19 protein-coding genes are annotated in these 24,731 nt (G+C 58.9%); 12 read left to right on the forward strand and 7 right to left on the reverse strand.

The annotated features are described in order from the left end of the window. Position 1: 1 nt before the first annotated feature. The 3 genes from KORLAC_RS11570 to KORLAC_RS11580 all read right to left on the reverse strand — a co-directional run bounded on the left by KORLAC_RS11570 (position 2) and on the right by KORLAC_RS11580 (position 5,261). Positions 2-3,103, reverse strand: coding sequence for an efflux RND transporter permease subunit (locus KORLAC_RS11570; RefSeq protein WP_068306702.1), 3,102 nt, complete (start codon positions 3,101-3,103; stop codon positions 2-4). Continuing rightward, the gene (locus KORLAC_RS11575) at positions 3,100-4,173 is read right to left on the reverse strand and encodes an efflux RND transporter periplasmic adaptor subunit (protein WP_068306704.1); all 1,074 of its coding nucleotides are present in this window, start codon (positions 4,171-4,173) and stop codon (positions 3,100-3,102) included. Before KORLAC_RS11575 ends, KORLAC_RS11570 begins: the two co-directional genes overlap by 4 nt. Positions 4,174-4,391: 218 nt before the next feature. Beyond that, positions 4,392-5,261, reverse strand: a complete 870-nt coding sequence (locus tag KORLAC_RS11580) for a LysR family transcriptional regulator (RefSeq protein ID WP_068307130.1) — start codon at positions 5,259-5,261, stop codon at positions 4,392-4,394. A gap of 126 nt (positions 5,262-5,387) precedes the next feature. Between KORLAC_RS11580 and KORLAC_RS11585 the strand changes: the two genes are divergently transcribed. The 7 genes from KORLAC_RS11585 (at position 5,388) to KORLAC_RS11615 (ending at position 14,106) form a co-directional block, all read left to right on the forward strand. Then, complete coding sequence (locus KORLAC_RS11585; RefSeq protein WP_068306706.1) at positions 5,388-6,995, forward strand: carboxyl transferase domain-containing protein; 1,608 nt, start codon at positions 5,388-5,390, stop codon at positions 6,993-6,995. Between the two features lie 12 nt (positions 6,996-7,007). Further along, a complete protein-coding gene (locus KORLAC_RS11590; protein ID WP_068306708.1) occupies positions 7,008-7,808 on the forward strand; it encodes an enoyl-CoA hydratase/isomerase family protein in 801 nt (266 codons plus the stop codon). Next, complete coding sequence (locus tag KORLAC_RS11595; RefSeq protein ID WP_068306710.1) at positions 7,805-9,811, forward strand: acetyl/propionyl/methylcrotonyl-CoA carboxylase subunit alpha; 2,007 nt, start codon at positions 7,805-7,807, stop codon at positions 9,809-9,811. Before KORLAC_RS11590 ends, KORLAC_RS11595 begins: the two co-directional genes overlap by 4 nt. Before the next feature lie 24 nt (positions 9,812-9,835). Beyond that, positions 9,836-11,002 carry an isovaleryl-CoA dehydrogenase gene (locus KORLAC_RS11600; protein WP_068306712.1) on the forward strand — a complete coding sequence of 389 codons (1,167 nt, stop codon included), beginning with the start codon at positions 9,836-9,838 and terminating at the stop codon, positions 11,000-11,002. A 296-nt stretch (positions 11,003-11,298) separates the two neighbouring features. Further along, complete coding sequence (locus KORLAC_RS11605) at positions 11,299-12,648, forward strand: porin (protein WP_068306714.1); 1,350 nt, start codon at positions 11,299-11,301, stop codon at positions 12,646-12,648. A gap of 133 nt (positions 12,649-12,781) precedes the next feature. Next, positions 12,782-13,282, forward strand: a complete 501-nt coding sequence (locus KORLAC_RS11610; RefSeq protein ID WP_206594934.1) for an FMN-binding protein — start codon at positions 12,782-12,784, stop codon at positions 13,280-13,282. Further along, positions 13,279-14,106, forward strand: coding sequence for a PepSY-associated TM helix domain-containing protein (locus tag KORLAC_RS11615; protein WP_068306718.1), 828 nt, complete (start codon positions 13,279-13,281; stop codon positions 14,104-14,106). Before KORLAC_RS11610 ends, KORLAC_RS11615 begins: the two co-directional genes overlap by 4 nt. 4 nt (positions 14,107-14,110) lie before the next feature. On the opposite strand, the gene KORLAC_RS11620 is transcribed toward KORLAC_RS11615, so the two are convergent. Next, positions 14,111-15,139, reverse strand: a complete 1,029-nt coding sequence (locus KORLAC_RS11620; protein WP_068306719.1) for an FAD:protein FMN transferase — start codon at positions 15,137-15,139, stop codon at positions 14,111-14,113. A gap of 245 nt (positions 15,140-15,384) precedes the next feature. Between KORLAC_RS11620 and KORLAC_RS11625 the strand changes: the two genes are divergently transcribed. The 5 genes from KORLAC_RS11625 to KORLAC_RS11645 all read left to right on the forward strand — a co-directional run bounded on the left by KORLAC_RS11625 (position 15,385) and on the right by KORLAC_RS11645 (position 21,953). Further along, positions 15,385-16,611 carry a 3-methyl-2-oxobutanoate dehydrogenase (2-methylpropanoyl-transferring) subunit alpha gene (locus KORLAC_RS11625; RefSeq protein ID WP_068306721.1) on the forward strand — a complete coding sequence of 409 codons (1,227 nt, stop codon included), beginning with the start codon at positions 15,385-15,387 and terminating at the stop codon, positions 16,609-16,611. Positions 16,612-16,614: 3 nt separating this feature from the next. Beyond that, positions 16,615-17,631, forward strand: coding sequence for an alpha-ketoacid dehydrogenase subunit beta (locus tag KORLAC_RS11630; RefSeq protein WP_068306724.1), 1,017 nt, complete (start codon positions 16,615-16,617; stop codon positions 17,629-17,631). Then, complete coding sequence (locus tag KORLAC_RS11635) at positions 17,631-18,947, forward strand: dihydrolipoamide acetyltransferase family protein (protein WP_068306726.1); 1,317 nt, start codon at positions 17,631-17,633, stop codon at positions 18,945-18,947. Before KORLAC_RS11630 ends, KORLAC_RS11635 begins: the two co-directional genes overlap by 1 nt. Further along, positions 18,948-20,342 (forward strand): dihydrolipoyl dehydrogenase, encoded by a 1,395-nt coding sequence (gene lpdA, locus KORLAC_RS11640; RefSeq protein WP_068306728.1) that lies wholly within the window; start codon positions 18,948-18,950, stop codon positions 20,340-20,342. It begins immediately after the preceding gene. A gap of 486 nt (positions 20,343-20,828) precedes the next feature. Next, positions 20,829-21,953: a Leu/Phe/Val dehydrogenase gene (locus tag KORLAC_RS11645; protein WP_068306730.1), complete on the forward strand. Its 1,125-nt coding sequence runs from the start codon at positions 20,829-20,831 to the stop codon at positions 21,951-21,953. A 188-nt stretch (positions 21,954-22,141) separates the two neighbouring features. Here the strand turns inward: KORLAC_RS11645 and phhA are convergent, their stop codons facing one another. From phhA to KORLAC_RS11660, 3 genes are read right to left on the reverse strand one after another with little or no spacing between them, the layout of a single operon-like run. Beyond that, on the reverse strand, positions 22,142-23,023 hold the full coding sequence (gene phhA / locus KORLAC_RS11650; protein ID WP_068306732.1) for a phenylalanine 4-monooxygenase: 882 nt from the start codon (positions 23,021-23,023) through the stop codon (positions 22,142-22,144). Between the two features lie 22 nt (positions 23,024-23,045). Further along, positions 23,046-23,702 carry a maleylacetoacetate isomerase gene (gene maiA / locus KORLAC_RS11655; RefSeq protein ID WP_068306734.1) on the reverse strand — a complete coding sequence of 219 codons (657 nt, stop codon included), beginning with the start codon at positions 23,700-23,702 and terminating at the stop codon, positions 23,046-23,048. Between the two features lie 10 nt (positions 23,703-23,712). Further along, a complete protein-coding gene (locus KORLAC_RS11660; protein WP_068306736.1) occupies positions 23,713-24,720 on the reverse strand; it encodes a fumarylacetoacetate hydrolase family protein in 1,008 nt (335 codons plus the stop codon). Between the last annotated feature and the right edge of the window lie 11 nt (positions 24,721-24,731).

The following is a 24,731-nucleotide window of genomic DNA, read 5'->3' on the forward strand; positions in this document are numbered from 1 at the left end:
GCTACTCCGCCGGGATACCCTTGGCTTCCTTGTCTTCATAGTCTTCGAGTTGCGCTGCCACATGGCCGGGTGACTTGGTGAAGCGCGCGAAGAAGTCATAGAAGACCGGGATGATGAAGAGCGTGAAGAAGGTGGCCACAATCACGCCGCCAAAGACCGTCACACCAATGGTGATACGGCTGTTGGCGCCTGCGCCCGCTGCCATCATCAGCGGCACTGCCCCCATGGCGGTAGAGAGGCCCGTCATCATGATCGGCCGCAAGCGGGTTTTGGACGCGTCCAGGATGGCCTCGCGCACACTTTCGCCCTCGTCCCGAAGCTGGTTGGCGAACTCAACGATCAGAATGCCGTTCTTGGCTGCAAGGCCGATCAGCATGATCAAACCAAGCTGGCTATAGATATTGAGCGTACTGCCCGCCAGATAGAGCCCCAACAGCCCCCCAAGCACCGCAAGCGGCACAGTGAGCATGATCACGAACGGGTGGATGAAGCTTTCAAACTGGGCCGCCAGGATCAGGAACACCACGACCAGCGCCAGCACGAAGATGAAATAGATATCGCTGCCCGCTTCCTTATACTCGCGGGTGGCGCCTTTATAGTCGATCTTGGTCACGTCCGGGATCTGCTCGCGCACCACGCCTTCCACATGCTCCAGCACCTCGCCCAACGTGAAGCCCTCGCCCAGGCTGCCCGACAGAGTCAGTGCCCGCACGCGGTTGAAGCGGCGCAGGCTTCCCGCGCCAGAGACTTCCTCCACATTCACCAGGTTCGAAAGCGGGATCAGCTCGCCGGTGCGGCCTGACGCCACATGAATATTTTCCATATCCAGCGGCTGGCGGCGGTCTGCCTCCTCGGCCTGCAGGATCACGTCATATTCTTCGCCGTCCTGCACAAAGGTGGTTACACGCCTGCCGCCCATCATGGTCTCGAGCGTCCGGCCAATGGCCTGGATGGAGACGCCCATGTCGGCTGCCCGCGCCCGGTCGATCCGCACCTTGAACTGGGGCTGGGTCTCGCGGTAGTCGGCATCCAGGCCCACAATACCGGGATAATTCTGCAGTTCTTCCAGCATGATCTGCTTGAAGCGCCCCAGGTCGTCATAGGTGTCGCCGCCGATGACAAATTCGAAGGCTTCGCCCCCACCCCGGCGGGTCAGGCCAGAGGTCTCAATCGGGATCGCCATGGCGCCGGGGACATTCATGATCAGTTTCGGGCGGATTTCGTTGAGGATTTCAGTAGAGCTGCGCTCACGCTCATCCCACGGGCTCAGGATCAGGAAACCCCAACCGCCGCCGCCGTCAACACGCAGCAGGATACGCACCAGCTCACCGCTGTCCAGAAGCGGCTGCACCTGCTCCTCAATCTTGTAAACCTGCTCTTCCATGAACTCATGGCTTGCGCCCTCAGGCCCGCGTACCACCATGAACAGGCCGCCGCGGTCTTCAATCGGCGCCAGTTCAGCTGGAATGCGCTGCTGCAGCCCCGCGATCAGGCCGAAGCAAGTCAGGAAACACAGGGTGACAATGCCTTTATTGGCCAGACAGATTTTGAGGATATTGCCGTAGCCTTCCTGCAGCCGCTTGAAGGCGCGGTCCAGCATCTTGGCAAAGGCCGGCTTCTTGTTGCGCCGGCGCACCAGCTTGGAGCACAGCATGGGTGACAGGGTCAGCGCCACCAGGCTTGAGAAGGCAACAGCCGCCGTCATGGTGATGGCCAGCTCGCCGAACAGGCGGCCCACGTTCCCTGTCAGGAACATGATGGGCACGAACACGCCAATGAGCACCATGGTGGTCGCGATCACGGCGAAGGACACTTGCCGCGCGCCGCGGTAGGCGGCCAGAAGGCCCGGTTCGCCCTCTTCCACACGGCGGTAGATATTCTCAAGCACCACGATGGCGTCATCCACCACCAGGCCAATGGCCATCACAAGCCCCAGAAGCGTGATCAGGTTGATCGACACACCGGCGATATTCAGAACCCAGAAGCTGGCGATGATACACACAGGCACGGTGACAGCAGGCACCAGTACGGTCTTGATGTTCCCAAGGAACAGATACAGCACCAACACCACAAGTCCCATGGCGACCGCCAGCGTGAAATAGACCTCATCAATGGCTTTCTCGATGAAGACAGAACTGTCGTAGGACGGCAGAAGCTCCATACTTTCCGGCAGGGTTTCACGGATGCGCTCCATTTCCGCTTTCGCGGCTTGCGCCACGGCAAGCGTATTGCCCTTGGACTGCTTCACCACACCCAAGCCAATGATCGGAATACCGTTCCCCCGGAAAGTCCGTTCATCGCGTTCCGAGCCCAGTTCAATACGCGCAATGTCGCCAAGGCGCACGAAGCCGCCGTCTGTGCCCTCCTTGATCACCATGGTCTGGAAATCTTCGGGCCGCGCATATTCGCGGTTCAACCTCACGATGGTGTCACGGTTGATGGATTGGATCTTGCCAGCTGGAAGCTCCACATTTTCCGACCGCATGACGCCTTCAATGTCCTGCACGGTAACGCCGCGCGCGGCCATGGCCTGTCTGTCCAGGTGAATGCGGATGGCATAGCGCTTCTGCCCGCCAATGCGCACACCCGCCACGCCGTCCACCACCGAAAGGCGGTCAACGATGTTCCGCTCGGCATAGTCCGTCAGCTGCAGGATATCCATCACCGGGCTCGTGAGGCTGAACCACATGATCGGGCGGGTATCGCTGTCGGCCTTCGAAACCTCAGGCGGCTCTACTTCTTCGGGCAGGTTATTCAGCACGCGGCTGACCCGGTCGCGCACATCGTTGGCGGCGGCGTCGATCTCCCGGTTCAGCATGAACTCAATGGTAATGCTCGACCGGCCGTCGCTCGACGTGCTTTCAATCGTCTTGATGCCCGGCACGCCTGCAATGGCGCTTTCGATAATCTGGGTAACGCGGGTTTCCACAACAGCTGCGTTCGCCCCCGGATAGTTGGTGCGAATGCCCACCACCGGCGGGTCTACGTCCGGCAGTTCACGAACCGACAGCTGCTGGAAGCTGATCACGCCAAACGCGATCAGGAGCAGGCTGACAACGGTGGCAAAAACCGGTCGCTTGACCGAAACATCTGTCAGGATCATGACGCGTCTCCAGCGGCCTTGTCAGCTGCCATATCGATCACTTTCATGCCCATGCGGCCAAGGCGCATGGTGCCTTCTGTCACGACGCGCTCACCTGCTTCAAGGCCGCGTGTAACCTCGACATAGCCTGGACGGCGCAAGCCAAGCGTAACCTCACGGCGCTCGGCTTCCCCGTCCTTCACCACGAACACAAAGGTTTTGCCGCCAGTGGGGACGACAGACTCTTCTGGCACACCAATCGCCTGCCAGGACCGGTTTATCACTTCAACCCGCATCAGAAGACCGGGGCGTAACGCATGGTCTTCATTGGGAATTTCAGCGCGAACAATGACCGACCGAGTCACAGGATCAACCCGGCTATCGATGGTTGTCACCACGCCCTTGAACAGGCGGTCCGGGTATGCGGAAACCTTGGCCTCAACATCCTGCCCGGGTTTCAGCGTGGCGATGAAACGCTCAGGCACGGAGAAATCCAGCTTGATGGTATCGATTGCGTCAATGGTGGTGATCGGGGTGTTGGGAGTGATCAGCGTACCCTCGCTGATCTGCCGCAGGCCCAGAAGGCCGTCAAACGGCGCCTTGATGCGCTGGTCGGCCAAACGGGCGGCGGAGGCATCAACGCGGAAGCGGGCTTCGTCCAGACGGCGGCGCTCAGTATCCAGCGCAGCGGACGAGGCATTGCCTTGCTTGACCAGATTCTCGATGCGCCGGAAAGATCGTTCGGCTTCCCGCAGGTTTGCTTCCGCTTCCTGCAACTGGGCTTTTTCTTCGATATCCTCAAGAACCACGAGTACCTGGCCGGCCTTGACGATATCGCCGTCACTAAAATGCACTTCGCGCACGGTGTCTGACACCCGCGAGGTCAGCGTGACAGATTCACGGGCATTCGCTGTGCCCAGAGCTTCTACAATATCGGTGAAAGTGCGCTGGGTCGCTGGGGTCGTGACAACGCTGACGGCGCGTGGGCCCCGGCCCCGCTCTGTTGCGGCACCATCGGCCATCAACAGCCAGGCAGCCGTTCCTGCCAGCGCCAAAAAGATCGCACCCAATACCAATCGACCCGAATTCATAAATGCCTCACACTTGCTGCAGCCGTTCGGAATTCCATACGAACGAACCCATAAACCAGTTTATACAATCAACGCTTTTGTAAAGTTCTTCAAACAGATAGCGACACTATAGCATCAATTTTGCGAGACTTTGTGACTCTAAATTAATCGGTTTCATTCAAAATTGCGTCAGGCTGTTCAGCCGATGCGATAAACGGAAGTTGTGTGTACTCCGCCGCTTAAGCCTGCAGATAATCCTGAACATGCACCTCGAACCGTTCACCCACTTCAGCCACCCCCGCAGGCAGCTGGTACCCCGGCCGGAAAAGTGCAATTTTGCGCCGATAATCGAACCCCTGCAGCTGGACGGCAGCCACCCGGTCATCCACCAGACTGGTGGGGACCACGGTGCCACCCAATCCCGCGGCCACCATGGCGATAGCGCGGCTGTCATTTGGCGTGCGATACACCAGTCGCGGGCGAATATTCTGGTCGGTGAAATAGCGGCTGGTCTCAGACAGAACCTCGCACCGGCTGCGCACAATCATATATTCCTCGCCTAGGTCCGCCGCAGTCACACGTGTGCGCCCAGAAAGCGTATGGTCCTTCGCCAGGATGAAGCTGTAGCCTTCCTCATAAAGTGGCAGTGCGGCCTCAGCCCCCTGCCCACGGTGGATCGACAGCGCGTAATCCAGGCTGCGGTCATCCAGGCGGTTGGAAAGCTCCTGTTCCGTGCCGTCAAAAATCTCGATGGTTGCCCGTGGCTCGGCGCGCTTGAACGCCGCCAGCATCTCCCCCATCGCCCGGTTCGACAGGGTCGTGAGAATGCCAAGTTTCAAAACTGGCGCCGCCACGTCGGCCTCCAGCACTTGCACCGCCATATTGCATTCATGCAGGATGGCCTTGGCGCGCGGCAGAAAACGCGTGCCGGCATCCGTCAGGAAAACCCGCCTGTTGGAGCGCTCGAACAGGGTATGCCCAAGCTGGGTCTCAAGCTTCTTGATCCCGGCGGAAAGCGTTGGCTGGGTTACGAAAACCCGGTCAGCCGCCCGGGTGAAGCTGCCCGTTTCCACGACCGCCAGAAAATACTTCAGAAGGTATAAATCCATGATAGACGCCATCTATGGTTTCTATTTTTCCATTCGATTGTACCGATAGCACGATCTGCCGTAAACTGCCAAGCGTAACCAAAGCACACCCGGATTTCACAAGGGTGCGGACGGGAGACCTCATACATGTCAATCATCCATTCTGGCATTCAGGCCGGGAGCGCTGATTTTGAAGCCAATGCGGCCCATATGCAGGCCCAGGTAGATGACCTTAAAAACAAGATCGCCAAGGTATCCTTGGGCGGCCCCGAGCGCGCACGAGAGAAACACCTGTCACGCGGTAAACTGCTGCCCCGGGACCGGGTGAGCACACTTATCGACCCCGGCACAGCGTTCCTTGAGCTGTCGCAACTGGCGGCCTACGGCATGTATGACGCAGACATTTCCGCCGGCGGCGTGATCACCGGCATTGGCCGCGTTGAGGGCACTGAGTGCATGATCGTATGCAATGACGCGACAGTCAAAGGCGGCACCTATTATCCTGTCACGGTGAAGAAGCACCTGCGGGCGCAGGAAATTGCGCGCGAGAACAAGCTGCCGTGCATCTATCTGGTGGACAGCGGCGGCGCCAACCTGCCGAACCAGGATGAAGTCTTCCCCGACCGCGACCATTTCGGCCGCATCTTCTATAACCAGGCGACCATGTCGGCAGAAGGCATCCCGCAGATCGCTGTGGTGATGGGCAGCTGCACGGCAGGCGGCGCTTACGTGCCCGCCATGGCGGACGAAAGCATCATCGTCCAGAACCAGGGCACCATTTTCCTGGGCGGCCCACCACTCGTGAAAGCTGCCACCGGCGAAGTGGTGTCAGCGGAAGACCTGGGCGGCGGTGACGTTCATGCCCGCACCTCCGGCGTTGTGGACCACCTGGCGAAGGATGATTATCACGCCCTTGGGCTTGCGCGCCGTATTGTCGCCAACCTGAACCGCGAGAAGCGCATTCCTGTGAAAGTGCGCGAAACCCGCGCGCCGCTTTATGACACCCGCGAAATTTACGGCGTGATCCCCAAGGACAGCCGCCATCCCTATGACGTGCGCGAGATTATCGCCCGCATTGTCGACGGCAGCGAATTTGATGAATTCAAGAAGCTTTACGGTGAAACATTGGTATGCGGCTTTGCCCATATCCATGGCTTCCCGGTTGGTATTGTGGCCAACAACGGCGTGCTGTTCTCTGAAAGCGCGCTCAAGGGCGCGCATTTCGTGGAACTTTGCGCCCAGCGCGGTATCCCGCTGGTATTTCTCCAGAACATCACCGGCTTCATGGTCGGCCAGAAATATGAAAACGGTGGTATCGCCCGTGACGGCGCCAAGATGGTAACCGCAGTCGCGTGCGCCAACGTGCCCAAATTCACCATCCTGATTGGCGGCAGCTTCGGCGCCGGCAACTACGGCATGTGTGGCCGGGCCTACCAGCCGCGTTTCCTGTGGATGTGGCCGAACGCCCGCATCTCGGTGATGGGCGGCGAACAGGCCGCTGGCGTACTGGCCACCGTCAAACGCGACGGCATGGAAGCCCGTGGCGAGGACTGGTCCACGGAAGACGAGGAAGCCTTCAAGGCGCCAATTCGCGACATGTATGAGGAACAGGGCCACCCCTATTACGCCAGCGCGCGCCTGTGGGACGACGGCGTGATCGACCCCGCTGATACCCGCCGGGTGCTCGGCCTTGCCCTGTCCGCCTCCATGAACGCCCCAGCCGAGGAAACACGCTTCGGCGTGTTCCGGATGTAAGGAAGACGAACCATGTGTGATGTAAAACCCCTTCTTTGCAGCATTGACGACCGCGGCGTGGCGACTGTGACGCTGAACCGCGCGGATGTGCATAATGCCTTCAATGACGACCTCATCTGGGAACTCAAGAACGCCTTCAAGACCTTGGGCGAAAACACCGACGTGCGGGCCATCGTGCTGACCGGCGCAGGCAAGAGCTTTTCCGCGGGCGCCGACCTCAACTGGATGAAGGCCGCAGCCGAATACACCGACGAGCAGAACAAACGGGACGCTATCGCGCTTTCGGAAATGCTGTCGACAATCAATGGCTGCCCCAAGCCCACCATCGCGATCGTGAACGGCGCCACCTTTGGCGGCGGCGTGGGGCTTGTGTCCTGTTGCGATATCGCCATTGCTGTGGACGACGCCAAGTTTTCGCTCTCGGAAGTGCGGCTTGGACTGACGCCCGCGACTATCTCGCCTTATGTAGTGGCCGCGATTGGTGAGCGCCAGGCACGACGCTATTTCCTGACAGCTGAGCGTTTTGACGCGGCGGAAGCCCTGCGGATCGGCCTGGTGCATGAAACCGCGCCGTCGCTGCAGGAGGCCTTCAGTAAGGCCCACATCTTCCTCAAGAACATCCTGGCCGGGGCGCCGGGCGCCCAGCGCGACGCCAAAGCGCTGGTATCTGTGGTCAAGAACAAGCCGATCACCGAAGAGCTGCGGACCAATACAGCCGAGCGCATCGCCAAGCGCCGTGCCAGCGTTGAGGGCAAGGAAGGCCTGTCGGCGTTCCTTGAGAAACGCAAACCGGAATGGAGCATCGACGCATGAGCAGCCGCATCAAGAAGCTTCTGATTGCCAACCGGGGCGAGATTGCCTGCCGCGTGATGGCCACTTGCCGCCAGATGGGCATCAAGACGGTTGCCGTTTATTCTGCTGCTGACGCCCATGCCCTGCATGTGAAAATGGCGGACGAAGCCGTATTCATTGGACATGCAGCGGCAAGCGAGAGCTATCTGGTCGGTGACAAGATCATCGACGCCTGCAAGCGCACAGGCGCGGACGCAGTGCACCCCGGATACGGTTTCCTATCGGAAAACCCTGAATTCGCAGAAGCCTGCGCCAAAAACGGTATCATCTTTGTTGGCCCATCGGCGGCGTCCATGCGCGCCATGGCGCTCAAGGGTGCAGCCAAGCAGCTGATGGAAGAAGCGGGCGTGCCCGTAGTGCCGGGCTATCACGGCGAAGACCAGTCGGTCGCGACGCTGACGGCGGAAGCCGAGAAAATAGGTTATCCCGTGCTGATCAAGGCCGTGGCTGGTGGTGGCGGCAAGGGCATGCGCAAGGTGTTTGACGCCAAGGAGCTGCCAGCCGCCATTGAAGCCGCCGCGCGCGAAGGCAAGAACAGCTTCGGCAACCCGGAACTCTTGATCGAAAAATACATCCAGAAGCCGCGCCACATTGAAGTGCAGGTGTTTGGCGACAGCGACGGCCATGCCGTGCATTTGCTGGAGCGCGACTGTAGCTTGCAGCGCCGCCACCAGAAAGTGGTTGAAGAGGCCCCTGCCCCCGGCATGAGCCTTGAGATGCGCCGCGCCATGGGTGAAGCTGGCGTTAAGGCTGCCGAAGCCATTGGCTACCAGGGCGCTGGCACCGTTGAATTCATCGTGGATGTCGCAAACGGGCTTGAGAGCGCGCCTTTCTATTTCATGGAAATGAACACACGCCTGCAGGTGGAGCATCCGGTGACGGAAATGATCACCGGTCAGGACCTGGTGGAATGGCAAATCCGTATCGCCGAGGGCAAGCCACTGCCACTGAGCCAGGACGAGATTGAAGCGCTGGCTGACGGCCACGCTGTTGAAGTGCGCCTTTATGCCGAAGACCCGTTCAATAATTTCGCACCAGCCGTAGGCCGCATTGGCATGTTCGACCCATTTGCCGACACAGGCCCCACAGGCCGCATTGATGCGGGCGTGCAGGCGGGCGACGAGGTTTCGATCCATTATGACCCAATGATCGGCAAACTGATCGCCTGGGGCGAGGACCGCGAGCAAGCAATTGACGCGCTGATCAATCTGGTGGCTGAGACACCGGTGACGGGCCTGACCACCAACCGCGATTTCCTGTTGCGCGCCCTGAAGCACGAAGACTTCCGTGCGGGCGACGTGCACACCGGCTTTATCGAAGCCTTTGAAGACACCCTGCTGGCCAAACCAGTTACCAAAGCAGCCGACTATGCTACGGCAGCCGTTGCTATCATTGCCGCGCGGCACGTCCGGGCGCATGACGCGGACCCATGGTCCCTGAGCGACAATTTCCGCCTGAACCTGCCCGCAAGCGAAAAGCTGTGGTTCGACAGCGGCGACGGTGAGTTCATCACGGCCCATGTAGTGGAAGATCGCCAGAATGTATCTGTGACCGTGGGTGACGACACCTTTGCCTACAAGTGCCCGCATCTGGTGGACGGCATCCTGACCTTCAGCCAGGACAGCCTCAGGCAGCGGCTGTTTGTGGAGGTTGACGCCGCGCATGTGTCAATTGTCACCGATGACCGCACGCTGACGGTCAAGCGCCACGCGCGCGACGGCGGCGCGGACGACGAAACTGACGGCCCTGGCACCATCACGGCGCCCATGCCGGGCAAGATCCTTGAAGTGAAGGTTGAGGACGGCGCGTCGGTCGAACGCGGCCAGCCGCTTCTGGTGATGGAAGCCATGAAAATGGAACAAACGATCAGCGCCCCACGGGATGGTGTTGTGACCGGCCTGAGCCTGAAGGCAGGCGACCAGGTCGCGGACGGTGCCACCCTGCTGACGATCAGTGACGAATAAGTAAGCCAATAAGGGACAAGAAAAATGTTTGAGTTTCCCCATTTGAAATTCGGCCACGGCGAAGATATGGAAATGCTGCGCGAAACGGTGGCCCGCTTCGCCCGCGACGAGATCGCCCCGCGCGCCGAAGAGATTGACACAACCAACACCTTCCCGTCTGACCTGTGGCAGAAGATGGGGGACCTGGGCATCCTGGGCATGACAGCCCCTGAAGAGTTCGGCGGCGCTGACATGGGCTATCTGGCCCACGTGATCGCGATGGAAGAGATCAGCCGGGCGTCCGCAAGCGTGGGCCTGAGCTACGGTGCGCACTCAAACCTGTGTGTTAACCAGATCACCAAAAACTGTAATGCCGAGCAGAAAGCCAAGTATCTGCCCAAGCTGATCACGGGCGAGCATGTCGGCGCGCTGGCGATGTCAGAACCCGGTGCGGGGTCAGACGTGGTCTCCATGCGCCTGAAAGCCGAAAAGCGCAACGACGGTTACATGCTGAACGGCAACAAGATGTGGATCACCAACGGCCCCGATGCCGATGTCCTGATGGTTTACGCCAAAACCGATCCGGACGCTGGCCCGCGCGGCATCACCGCTTTCCTGGTTGAGAAAGGCATGAAGGGCTTCTCGACCGCCCAGAAGCTGGACAAGCTGGGCATGCGCGGCTCGAACACCTGTGAACTGGTGTTCGAAGACTGCCTCGTGCCGTTTGAAAATGTGGTACGCGAAGAAGGTGACGGCGTGAAAGTGCTGATGTCCGGGCTAGATTATGAGCGCGTCGTCCTGTCTGGCGGCTCGCTCGGCATCATGCGCGCCTGCCTCGATACCGTCATCCCCTATGTTCACGAACGCACCCAGTTCGGCAAGGCCATCGGCGAATTCCAGCTGATGCAGGGCAAGCTGGCGGACATGTACTCGACCTGGGGCGCCTGCCGGGCCTATGTTTATGCAGTCGCAGAAGCCTGTGACCGGGGTGAAACCACGCGCAAGGACGCGGCTGGCTGCATCCTCTATGCCTCCGAGAAAGCAACCTGGATGGCGGGCGAAGCGATCCAGACGCTGGGTGGTAACGGTTATATCAATGAATATCCCACCGGCCGCCTGTGGCGCGACGCCAAGCTTTATGAAATCGGCGCCGGCACATCAGAGATTCGCCGCATGCTGATTGGTCGCGAGCTGTTCAAAGAGACAGCCTGATCCGCCAGAAAATGGCGACATTTCGCCGCAGCCATGATTTGGGCGTCTTCCACAGGAGGCGCCCTTTCTTTTTATATATTTGATTTTAAAAAGTTTTTCCGCACCGCCGAGCGCGCGCTCTAATTTTCACAATCATTTTTTGCGAATGATTATTAAAATTATTTGACAATGTCACGGGGCCCGGCTAAATCCTGCGCATCACGCTAACTAATAATGGTTATCAGTTTTAATTGCAGAATTAAGAGCCACCCTCCCCTCCCCGAAATGAAGGTGGCCGATTTGAAACAGGGAATGACATGAAACACCTCATCAAGACCTCCGTTTCCGCCATGGCTATGGCTGCTGTGCTTGCAACGACCGCCAGCGCACAGGACGACATGCCTTCGAAGGAAGAAATGTGGAAAATGCTGATGGCTCAGCAAAAACAGATTGCTGAGCTCAAGTCCAAAGTGGAAGCGCTGAGCATGGAAGGTGTTCAGGTCTCGGCCGCTGATCGCAAGGAAATTGAAGAGCTTCGCAGCCAGGTAGCGACCAACACAGAGGCTGTTGAAGCCACTACCGGCCTTGTTGAAACCGCCCTTAACGGTGACAGCAGCACGCCAGACAATGCGCTCCGCAACTTCCGCGGCGCTGACTGGGCCCGCCGCACCACCATCGGCGGTTACGGCGAGCTGCACTATAATGGCGGCGACGCGGACGAGATCGATTTCCACCGTTTCGTTCTGTTCGCCAACCACCGGTTCAACGACTGGATCCAGCTGCAGTCCGAGCTTGAGCTTGAGCACTCGCTGGCCGGCGACGGCAAACCAGGTGAAGTTGAGCTTGAGCAAGCCTTCATCGACATGGACCTGACAACCGGCCTGGGCCTGAAGTTCGGCGAGCATGACCGTCACAATTTCCGCGCCGGTCTGTTCCTGATGCCTGTTGGTATCCTCAACGAAGTGCATGAGCCCAACACCTTCTTCGGCGTTGAGCGCAACAATGTTGAAAAGAACATCATCCCGACCACATGGTGGGAAGGCGGCTTTGGCCTGAACGGTCAACTGACCCAAGGCCTGTCGTATGACATCTATTACACGTCCGGCCTTGCTGTGGCGACCGAAGGCAGCAAAGCCTACAACATTCGCAGCGGCCGCAAGAAAGTGGCTGAGGCACCAGCAGAAAACGCAGCGATCACCGCGCGCCTGAAGTGGACCGCGATCCCAGGCGTTGAACTGGCCGCAACCTTCCAGCACCAGAATGACATCACGCAAGGCGTTGCTGATGCTGACGCGAACCTGTTTGAAGCACACGCCAACATCCAGAAATCCGGCTTTGGCCTGCGTGCGCTTTATGCCCGCTGGGATATCGACAGCGCTGACGCCGAAGCGATCGGCCGTGATGAGCAGGTTGGCTGGTACATTGAGCCAAGCTACCGCTTCTCCGTGTCCCCAGACTTCGGTGACTTCGGCATCTTTGCCCGTCACGAGCAGTGGGATACCGAAGCTGGCCTGGGCCTGGACAGCAACAACAAAACCACAACATTCGGCTTTAACTATTGGCCACACAACAATGTTGTGTTTAAGTTTGACTATCAGTCGCAAAAACTGGGCTTCGGCGCGGATGGTGACGACCGCATCAACCTCGGCGTTGGCTACCAGTTCTAAGCCATTGAGGCTTAAAAGAAATTGGGTTTGAATGGTACAAAAGACCAAACAAGACAAACTCACACTATGGCTCCGCCCTCTCGTCACGAGGGGGCGGCTTTGCCTGTTTATAAGCATGCTTGCCTGGGGCTTTATGCCCTTCCCGCTGAATGCCGAAACCGTAAAGGCAGAGACTTATCAGCCACCCGCAGCCTTTGTCGCCAACGCGTTTGGCGGCAAAACACCGCGGCCTAAGACGCTCTGGCTAAAGCCTGACCTTCAGGACCAGATCGCGGACATCATGGACCAGCCGCTCAGCGCGCTGCGACTGCGCTATTGGCGCGAGGGTGACCGCACCGCCTGGATTCTGGAAAAAGTGGGCAAGGAACAGCCCATCACCGCGGGCTTTGTTGTGGAGGCCGACAAGCTGGTTGAAACCAACGTGCTGGTCTACCGCGAAAGCCGGGGTTGGGAAGTGAAATATCCTGCCTTCAGGAACCAGTTCGCAGGCGCCATGCTGGATGATGCGCGCGAACTGGACACCAACATCGACGGCATTTCCGGCGCCACCCTTTCCGTGAACGCCATGCGCAAGATGGCACGGCTCGCCTTGTTCCTCCATGGGCATGTGGTAGCCAAAGGGGCCAAGTCATGAACGCCCCGTTCCTGGACCCGAAAACATCAGAAAAACGCCGCCGGGCCGCCAGACTGCGGGCATCGCTGGTACGCTGGCACCGGCGCCTTGGGGTCGCGGCGGCCTTATTGGTGCTGCTTTTGTCGGTGACCGGCATCATCCTGTCACACGCGGAAAGCTTCCGCCTGCATGAAACCAACATTTCTCCCGTCCTTGCTGAGACATTTTATGACGCAGCACCGGCCACCCCACCATCTGGCGTGGAAACGAGCCAGGGCTGGCTCGTCTGGCTGGACCGGTCCCTGTATCTGAACGGAATGGCGCTTCCCCGACAGCTCGGCACGCTGCACGGCGTTGTGGAAACCGATATGCTGGTTGCCATTGCGGGACAAAATGAAATTCTGCTGTTCACCCGCGACGGTGATTTTGTCGAAACACTAAACAGCGCGGCACTCCCCGGCCCTGTAGACCGTATCGCCAAAATCTCGGATGATTTGGTCGTGATCGAAAGCGCTGGCGGGTATTACCAGACCACTGGCGACTTCCTTGACTGGCAGGCGACAGAGTTTGAGACCGCCGACTTTATCGGCTGGTCCGCGCCCACACAGGCCCTGCCCGCTTCAGTTCGGCAAACGGCTTTGGAAGTACACGGTGTGGCGGAAGTGACCACGCACCGCTTTGTGTCAGACCTCCATAGCGGTCGCACATTTGGCCCCTGGGGGCCTTTCATCATGGATGCCGCCGCCATATTGCTGATCTTCCTGTCGCTTTCGGGCTTCTATATGTGGTGGCGCCAGCGCAGGGCCCGCATCCAGAACAAGCGCTTGATGCCGCCAGCGGAATAATGGCCTAAAGCCCGATACGGATCGGATCACCTTCCAGAGGCCGCAGCAACGCAGCGGCGCCTTCGAATTTCGACAGTATCTCAGGCGCTTGCTCGGGCGGCACCACTGTCAGCACTGTCGATAGGCCGTCTGCGATCGTGGCGGTTGGCGCCGTCACCGTCACGCTGTGATAGCGGTTTGCGCTCAACCCGGTCTTGGGGTTGAAGATATGATGCACGTCACCTCCCGTGTTGAAAACAGCTCCGCTGGGCGACGATGTCGATACCGCGCGGTCTGTCACCTCCAGCGTTTCAAACACGCGCCATGGCGCCTCCGCGTCGGCAATGCCAATCTGCCAGGGCTTTACGCTGCCGTCCGGCTGGGGCTTGCCGCCAAGGGCACGGTATTCGCCCATATTGATCAGGGCGTGGTCAAAGCCCCGTTTGCGCAGAATTTCATGGGCGCGGTCCGTGAGGTAACCCTGCACAATACCATTGAAACTGAGTGCCATGCCCTCGACCGCCAAACGGATACTGCCGTCATCAACCAGAACCTTATCAAGCCCGACCTTAGCGCGCGCAGTCGCGATCGCTTCTGGCGATGGCCCCGGATCATCCGGTGCACGCGGTGTGGCATAATAGTCGGCATACAGCTCCCACAGCGGCTGGATGGTTGGGTCGAACAGGCCGTCGCTTTCCCGCCACAGGCGGCGGCTGACATCAAGGATTTCCAGCATTTCGGGTGCTGCGGGCGCAAGCCTGCCAGATTTGTTCAGGCGCGACAACTCAGACCCGAATACATAGATAGTGAAAATGCCAGCCAGGCGCTTCACCTCCGCCGTGATTTCCTTTATCGCCGCAATCGAGGCAGCGTCATGCTCATGATAGAGCGTCAGGTTGGTTTCCGCCCCAAGGAGGCTGCCTTCCCACACATAGGGTGTCAGCTTTTTGCGCTTGTCCGCATTTTCTCCGCAGGCGCCAAGGGCCAGGGCTGCGGTACCGCCCGCAACAATCTGCAGAAAACGTCTACGTGGCAATCCGGCGTCTTTGAGCATGCATATCCCCTATCATGTTGATCCAGTCTAGCGGTTGGAAACAACCGGTTCAATTGATCAATTCTATCCCTGTGGGTCAGCCCAGCATGTGATTCTTTGGCCGGAATCCGCTATAGTGCCCTCGCGGTTGCCCTGTACCTTTCGCCCGCGCCAAACAGTATCAGAGAAATATATTGATTTTTGGCAAAAATACGTCAGTATTGCTGACGTTATTTTGACACCCCATAGATTGAGGTTCTAGAGCCATGTCTGAGTACAAGCCCTTGAAATTCCACGTGCCGGAGCCCCCGCGCCGCCCGGGCGACGAGCCTGACTTTTCTGGTGTAGTGATTCCCGAGGCAGGCAGTGTGCGCCGTCCTCCGGTTGATTCCAGCGCCGCCGACATGAAGGAACTGGCATCCACCATGGTTCGCGTCCTCAACAAGGATGGGGAAGCTGTTGGTCCGTGGGCTGAGGGCCTTGATGACGACATCCTCATCCAGGGCCTGAAGAACATGATCCGTGTTCGCGCCTATGATGAGCGGATGATGACCCTGCAGCGTCAGGGCAAGACCAGCTTTTATATGAAGTGTACTGGCGAAGAGGCAATCGCCGTCGGGTTCCGTGCCGCCATGGAAAAAGGCGACATGAATTTCCCGACCTACCGCCAGCAGGGCCTGTTGCTCTCGACCGATTATCCGCTTGTCGACATGATCTGCCAGATTCTGTCGAACTCGCGCGATCCGCTGAAGGGCCGCCAACTGCCGATCATGTACAGCTCGAAAGAACACGGGTTCTTCTCGATCTCCGGCAACCTCGGGACCCAGTTCATCCAGGCCGTTGGCTGGGCCATGGCAAGCGCCATCAAGGGCGACACCAAGATCGCTGCGGGCTGGATCGGTGACGGCTCGACCGCAGAAACCGATTTCCACGCCGCGCTCGTGAACGCGTCCGTCTATAAGCCGCCTGTTGTCCTGAACATCGTGAACAACCAGTGGGCCATCTCCAGTTTCCGCGGTATCGCGGGCGGTGACCACGCCACCTTCGGTGAGCGGGCGCTGGGGTATGACTTCCCTGCCCTGCGGGTCGACGGGAACGACTTCCTCGCGGTTTACGCGGCCTCCAAGTGGGCCGTTGAGCGCGCGCGCCGCGGGTTCGGCCCAACGCTGATCGAGTGGGTGACCTACCGCGTAGCGCCGCACTCCACGTCGGATGACCCAAGCCAGTACCGGCCGAAGGAAGAATCGTCCGCCTGGCCGCTGGGTGACCCGATTCTCAGGCTCAAGAATCACCTGATCAGCCGCGATCTGTGGTCAGAGGAGCGCCAGACGCAAACCGAAGCCGAGTATAATGATGAAATTCGTGCCGCCACCAAGGAAGCCGAAAGCTATGGCGTGATGGGGTCCGGCGCGAGCCCGAAAGACATGTTCGACGATGTGTACGAAGAGATGCCGCCGCACCTCCGTGAACAACGCCAGAAGTTGGGAGTATAATCCATGCCGCAGATGTCTATGATTGAAGCCATCCGGGATGCGATGGACGTGAAAATGGGCCAGGACGACGATGTTGTCGTTTACGGCGAAGATGTGGGTTATTTCGGTGGTGTATTCCGCTGTACGCACGGCCTGCAGAAGAAATATGGCTCTCACCGGGTGTTCGATAGCCCGATCAACGAGAGCGGCATTGTGGGCACCGCCATCGGCATGGGTGCCTATGGCATTCGCCCCTGCATCGAGATCCAGTTCGCCGACTATATCTATCCGGCCTACGACCAGATCGTGTCCGAAGCCGCGCGGCTTCGCTACCGGTCGAATAAGGATTTCACTGCACCGATCACCATCCGCACGCCCTGCGGCGGCGGCATTTTCGGTGGCCAGACCCACAGCCAGAGCCCGGAAAGCCTGTTCACCCACGTCTCCGGTGTGAAAACAGTGATCCCGTCAAACCCGTATGACGCCAAGGGCTTGCTGATCGCCTCCATTGAAGACAATGACCCGGTGATCTTCTTTGAGCCCAAGCGTCTTTATAACGGCCCGTTCGACGGCCACCATGACCGCCCGGCATCGAACTGGTCCAAGCACCCGCTGGGGGACGTGCCGGAAGGCCACTATACGGTGCCGATCGGCAAGGCGTCTGTGTTCTCTGAAGGCAAGGACGTTACAATCCTGACATACGGCACCATGGTGTTCGTGGCAGAAGCCGCCAAGAAGGAAACCGGCATCGACGCCGAGATCATCGACCTGCGCACCCTGATGCCGCTCGATGTGGATACGATCGTGGAATCGGTGAAGAAAACCGGCCGCTGCATGGTGCTGCATGAAGCAACGCAAACCTCCGGCTTTGGCGCTGAACTGTCGGCCCAGGTGCAGGAGCGCTGCTTCTACCACCTTGAGGCACCTGTTGTGCGCGTCTGCGGCTTCGATACGCCCTACCCGCACGCCCAGGAATGGGACTATTTCCCTGGCCCGGCCCGCGTTGGCCGCGAGCTTAAAGCAATGATGGAGGCCGTATAATGGGCATTCACAAAATCCAGATGCCAGACGTAGGCGAAGGGATTACCGAAGCCGAAATCGTTGAGTGGAACGTCAAGGTTGGCGATGTCGTGAAGGAAGACGACGTGATTGCCGCCGTGATGACCGACAAGGCAACCGTTGAGATCCCCTCCCCGGTTGATGGTACCGTCACCGAAATCCTCGGTGAGATCGGGTCCATGACGCCGGTGGGCAGCGTGATCATCGCGCTTGAGGTCGAAGGCGAAGGCAACAACATCCCGGATGCGCCTGTGGCAGAGCCTGAGCCCGCCCCGGAAGCTGAAGCCCCGAAAGAACCATCGGATGAAGCACCCAAGGCAGCTGCAGCAGCCTCTTCCGGCGCCTCCGCGCCCAAGCTTGCTGCGTCCGCGCCCAAGGCCAAGGCTCCAGCCAAGGCTGGCCCAAGCGGTGCACCGCGCGCCGAAGGCGAGAAGCCGCTGGCGTCGCCTGCTGTCAGGAAGCGCGCCATGGATGCCGGCGTGAAGCTTCAATATGTGCACGGTACGGGCCCGGCGGGCCGCATCACGCACGAAGATCTGGAAGATTATATCTCCGGCGCCAGCGCGCCTGCCGGTGGCTCCAGCCGCCGCGCAGACACCAGCGTTGAGGAAATCAAGGTTATTGGCCTTCGCCGCAAGATCGGCGAGCGCATGCAGGACGCCAAAAGCCGCATCCCCCACATTACCTATGTGGAAGAAGTGGATGTGACCGAGCTTGAAAGCCTGCGCGAGCACATGAACGCAACCAGGAAGGCGGATCAGCCAAAGCTGACCATCCTGCCTTTCATCATGCTGGCCATGGTCAAGTCGCTGAAGGTCTACCCAAAATGCAGCGCGCATTATTATGATGCCGACGGTGTGGTGCACCAGTTTGGCGCCGCGCACATCGGCATGGCCGCGCAAACGCCGGGCGGCCTGATGGTGCCTGTGCTCAAGCACGCTGAAGCCATGGACATCTGGGGCATCGCCAATGAGACCCGCCGTCTGGCGGAAGCTGCGCGCGACGGCTCGATCACGCGGGAAGAGCTCACAGGCTCCACGATCACGCTCTCCAGCCTCGGCCGGATGGGCGGTATCGTCTCGACGCCGGTGATCAACAGCCCGGAAGTCGCCATTGTTGGTGTCAACAAGGTTGCTGTTCGTCCCGTGTGGAAAGACGGTGGCTTCGCACCGCGCAAGATCATGAACCTGTCGTCCTCCTTCGATCACCGCATCATCGACGGCTGGGACGCAGCAGAATTCATCCAGAAAATCAGGGAGCTGATGGAAAACCCAGCCACCCTGTTCATGGAGGACTAAATGACGACCATGAACTGCAATACACTCGTGCTGGGCGCGGGACCCGGCGGCTATGTGGCTGCTATCCGCGCAGGCCAGCTTGGCATCGACACCATTATCGTTGAAGGCAATAAGCCCGGTGGCACCTGCCTCAATGTGGGCTGTATCCCCTCCAAGGCGCTGATCCACGCAGCGGAAGAGTATGAAAAGGCTGTTCACTATACCTATGAGAACAACCTTGGCATCACTGTTCAAAAGCCTGAGATTGACCTCAAGAAAACCGTTGGCTGGAAAGACGGCATCGTGAAACGCCTCAACAGCGGCGTCGCGGGCCTTCTGAAGAAAGCCAAGGTCAAGTCGGTCGAGGGCTGGGGCACCATGGTTGACGGTAAGACCTGCGAGGTCGAAACCGCTGACGGCAAGGTGACCATCAAGGCCAAGAATGTCATTCTGGCCACCGGTTCCGTGCCTGTGGAAATCCCAAGCCTGCCCTATGGCGGCAATATTATTTCCTCAACCGAAGCGCTGTCGCTCGACAAGGTGCCCTCAAGGCTTGTTGTCATCGGCGGCGGCTATATTGGGCTGGAGCTTGGCATCGCCTACGCCAAGATGGGTGCAAAAGTAACCGTGGTGGAAGCCATGGGCAGCATCCTGCCCCAGTATGACGCAGAGCTCACCAAGCCGGTTGCCGAAAGCCTCAAGAAGCTGGGTGTTGAGGTTCTCCTGAACACCAAAGCCAAGGAAGCGACCAAAAAGCAGGACGGCCTGGTGGTAGAAACGGCAGACGGCAAGGATGAAACCCTGCCCGCAGACAAGATCCTGGTCACTGTGGGCCGCCGCGCCAAAACCGATGGCTGGGGCCTTGAAGGCCTGGACCTCAAGATGAACGGGCGCGTGGTCGCCATTGATGACAAGTGCCAGACATCCATGACCGGCGTCTACGCCATCGGCGACCTGACGGGTGAGCCCATGCTGGCGCACCGCGCGATGGCACAGGGCGAGATGGTCGCGGAAATCATCGCTGGCGAAAACCGCACCTTCGACAAGGTCGCGATCCCGGCTGTGTGCTTCACGGACCCAGAGATCGTCACCGCTGGACTGTCGCCTGACGAAGCCGAAAAAGCTGGATACGAGACGCAGATCGGCCTGTTCCCGTTCCAGGCCAATGGCCGCGCCATGACCATGGAAGCCGAGACCGGTTTCGTGCGTGTGGTTGCCCGCAAGGACAATCATCTGGTTCTGGGCATCCAGGCGGTTGGCAAAGGCGTGTCCGAGCTTTCAGCCGCCTTTTCCCTGGCGCTGGAGATGGGCGCGCGCCTTGAAGATATCGCAGGCACGATCCATGCGCACCCAACCCAAAGCGAAGGCTTTCAGGAAGCCGCGCTCAAGGCCCTGGGCCACGCGCTGCATATCTAAACGTAGATATCAAACCGAAAAGCAGATGCCGGGGCCACCACCCCGGCTTTTTTGCTGCCCATTTGTAGGAAGTGAAGTTTTTTGCCAAATGGCAGAACTGATGGTCAATGCCATGCATCTGAGTCGTAGGTTACCCTTACGGAATGCATAGGAAATCTAGGCACTTGGCAAAAATTACTTGTGCTTGATCACAAATTACAAAAAAGCCCTCAAAAGCTATCTTAAGATTGCGAAATTCAGAGATCTTCGAAAGCTCATTTCCCAAATTTAGTGCGATAATCCGCCCAGATTAGAGACCTGGCTTTTCGGGGAAGATACCACCGGGAAGCGGAAGATGTGGTTACCAGACGGCCCGGCCCGGCCCAGCCAAAACAAACAAGCATGCCGGCCCCCGTGGGAACGCCCCTAAAGCCCCCAAGGTAACGACAGGGTATGACGAGTAACCGGGGAAACCCGGCACGGGATTAATTGGGAAGGATTTCGACTATGCCCGTTTTCGATTCACGCAGCTTCAAGAACCACGAACAGGTCGTATTCTGTTCTGACGAAGCTTCTGGCCTGAAAGCCATCATCGCTGTGCATTCCACTGCCCTCGGCCCTGCCACAGGCGGCACGCGCTTCTGGGACTATGCTGCAAACCACCGTCGTTCCGCGCCAATCGATGTGGCCGAAACCCGCGGCGAGCAGGATGCCGTTTATGACGTCCTGCGCCTGTCGCGCGGCATGTCCTTCAAGAACGCGATGGCTGGCCTTCGCCTTGGTGGCGGCAAGTCCGTCATCATCGGCAACCCGAAAGAGCTGGGCACGCCAGAGCTGATGCGCGCCTTCGGCCGCATGATCAACCGTCTGGGCGGCAGCTACTATGCCGCGGAAGACGTTGGCACCAGCCCTGACATGCTGGCGGCAGCCGCAGAGACCACCAATTTTGTGTGTGGCCTCGAGGGCGGCGACTTCGGCACCGGCGACCCATCCCCGCACACAGCCCTTGGCGTCTACACCGGCATCAAAGCTGCTGTGAAACACCGCCTGGGCAAAGACAGCCTCAATGGTGTGACCGTTGCGGTTCAGGGCCTTGGCCACGTTGGCCAGTATCTGGTTGACCACCTGCGCGGTGACGGTGCGAAAATCGTCGTGACTGACATTGTTGACGCCAACATCCAAGCGGTTCTGGCAAAAGGTGACGCCGAAGTGGTTGCGCCTGACGCCATCCACGCTGTGGACTGTGACGTGTTCGCGCCTTGTGCCCTCGGCGGCGTGTTGAACCCGAAATCGCTGGGTGACATCAAAGCCACCATCGTTGCGGGTGCCTCCAACAACCAGCTGGAAACTGAAGGCCGCGAAGACGAAGAGCTCAGGAAGCGCGGTATTCTGTATGCGCCTGACTATGTGATCAACGCTGGTGGCATCATTTCGGTTGAATCTGAAGTGTATAAGGAAAAGCCAAACGCTGCAGAGCGTGAAGCCAAGGTTCTGCGTATCGGTGACACGCTGACCAAGATCTTCAATGCCAGCGACAAGGAAGGCCGCCCAACGGGTGTGATCGCCAACGAAATGGCTGAAGACATCATTCGCCGTGCCAACGAAGCCAAGCTGGCTGCGGCAGCTGAATAACAACAAGAACTGAAACTTTCCTCCAGAAAGTTCCTGAAGGCTCCCGCAATCGCGGGGGCCTTTTTTCTATGGCATATGAGCCCCCTACCCGCCCCTTCGCACTACAGCAAAAAGAAAGGCCGCCACAGGTGTGGCAGCCTCAATTAGGCCCTCAGGCCAGCCCAAATTATTATTGTTGTGACGTCTCTCTAGCTCGCAGCCTTCGCCAGGCGTCCGCCCGCGTTCGCATAGGCCTGCGTACCGTTATTGTGTACCTTGTCTGTATCGAGCACTGTGTCTGGTGTATAGACAGTCTCGTTGGCTTCCAGCTCGTCATAGATGGGGCCGAAATCCTGGTATGTTGCGTCCAGAAGCTCCTGGAAGCTGTCGATCACCCAGTAAGTCTGCTGGAAGTCGTCAATGCGGTAGTCGGTTTTCATCAGGCGCATCAGGTCAAAGTGGATGCGGTTCGGGCTCGCGTCCTCAAGGCAGAAGATGCTCTCTGATTTGGAGCTGACGATCCCGGCACCATAGATGCGCATGCCCTTCGGGGTATTGATCAGGCCGAACTCCACGGTGTACCAGTAAAGTCGCGCCAGATTCTGCAGCACGCCACGGCCAGCCGCGCGTTGGCCACCCTTGCCGTACGCTTCCATATAGTCAGCAAACGTCGGGTTCGCGAGAAGCGGCACATGGCCGAACACATCGTGGAACACATCCGGTTCCTGCAGATAATCCAGCTGCGCTTCCGGGCGAATGAAGTTGCCCGCCGGGAAGCGGCGGTTCGCCAGATGGTCAAAGAACACATCATCCGGCACCAGGTCCGGCACCGCGACAACCGTCCAGCCCGTGATATCCTTCAGCTTTGCCGACAGGTCGTCAAAGCGCGGGATACCACCATCCGACAGCTTCAGCGAATGCAGCCCTTCCATGAACTCATCGCACGCGCGGCCTTCCAGCATCTGTTCCTGACGGGCATACAGCCGGTCCCACCGGTCATGCTCCTCGTCGGTGAAATGCTCCCAATTCTGGTCAACGGTATAGTCTTCGTTTACTTCAACTTCCCGGCCAAGACGTGTCTTGATTTTCATGGGTCCCTCCTAACAAAAAACGTTACGCTTGCGGCGCGTCCGGCTGGTTCTCCGGCGCGGCTGCGATAAAGGCCTGCTCTTGCTGGCACGCGGCATCGATGGACAGAATGGTTGGGAACGCATCAAGTGGCGTGCCGAAACGCCGCGCGTTCCAAACCTGCGGCACCAGATAGATGTCAGCCATGCTCGGCGTGTCGCCAAAGCAGAAGCGGCCTCGGTGCTCACTTGACGCCAGCATGGCTTCAAGCGCCGTGAACCCCTCTGTAACCCAGTGATGATACCACGAATTGGTAGCATCTTCATCCGCACCCAGCTGGCCCTTGATGCGCATCAGCACCGATAGGTTATTCAAGGGGTGGATATCGCAACCGATCAAGCTCGCCAGCTGGCGCACATAGGCACGGTCGGCCATGCCTTCCGGCAACAACGATGGCCGTGGGTAGGCTTCATCCAGATATTCGAGGATGGCAGGCGACTGGCTCAGCGCCACATCGCCATCAATGAAGTACGGCACCCGCCCCTGCGGGTTCAGCTTCAGATAATCCTCGGATTTCTGCTCGCTCACACCCGGCTTCAGGTTGATGGCGCGGTGCTCATAGTCAAGCCCCTTCAGCCCAAGGGCAATGCGCACCCGGAAGGCTGCCGAAGACCGGAAATAACCATATAGGATGCGCATCATATTCCCCGCTTTAGCCTTGGGTCACAACCTGATCGATGGCACCGAAGATCGACGCACCGTCACGGTCAAACATTTCGATTCGAATCGAGTCGCCAAACTTCATGAAGCTGGTCGACGGCTTACCGTCCTCGATCGTTTCGATCATACGGATCTCGGCAATACAGCTATAGCCCACACCGCCCTCGGAAACCGGCTTGCCCGGGCCGCCGTCCATCTTGTTGGACACGGTACCGGAGCCGATGATGGCGCCAGCGCCCAGCGGACGGGTTTTCGCGGCATGCGACACCAGCTTGGCGAAATTGAAGGTCATGTCGATGCCGGCTTCGGGCTTGCCGAAGATAGTGCCGTTATAGTGGGACACTAGCGGCAGGTGCAGCTTGGTATCTTCCCATACGCCGTCCAGCTCATCAGGTGTTACGCACACGGGGCTGAAAGCGCTCGAGGGCTTGGATTGGAAGAAGCCGAAGCCTTTCGCCAGCTCACCCGGGATCAGGCCCCGCAGCGATACGTCGTTCACCAGCATCAGCAGCTTGATGTGGCCCGCGGCGTCTGCTTCGGACACACCCATCGGCACGTCGTCGGTGATCACAGCAATTTCAGCCTCGAAATCGATACCGAAGCCCTCATCCTGTGGCATCACAATCTTGTCGCGTGGGCCCAGGAACGTGTCGGAGCCGCCCTGATACATAAGTGGGTCAGTCCAGAAGGTTTCCGGCATTTCCGCGTTGCGTGCTTTACGCACCAGCTCAACGTGGTTGACGTAAGCGGAACCGTCCGCCCACTGGTAGGCACGCGGCAGCGGTGAAGCACAATCCGCTTCATTGAAGGCCTCGCCTTCAACCGCGCCGGAATTCAGCGATTCATAAAGCGCGCGCAATTTCGGCAGCGCTGTGGCCCAATCATCAATGGCAGCCTGAAGGGTCGGCGCAATATCTGCTGCCGATGTCATACGCTTCAGGTCTTTGGACACAACAACAAGTTTGCCGTCGCGGCCGTGCTTGAGAGACGCAAGTTTCATAAACTCTGTTC

This window comes from Kordiimonas lacus (genome assembly GCF_001550055.1).
Taxonomy (GTDB): Bacteria; Pseudomonadota; Alphaproteobacteria; order Sphingomonadales; family Kordiimonadaceae; genus Kordiimonas; species Kordiimonas lacus.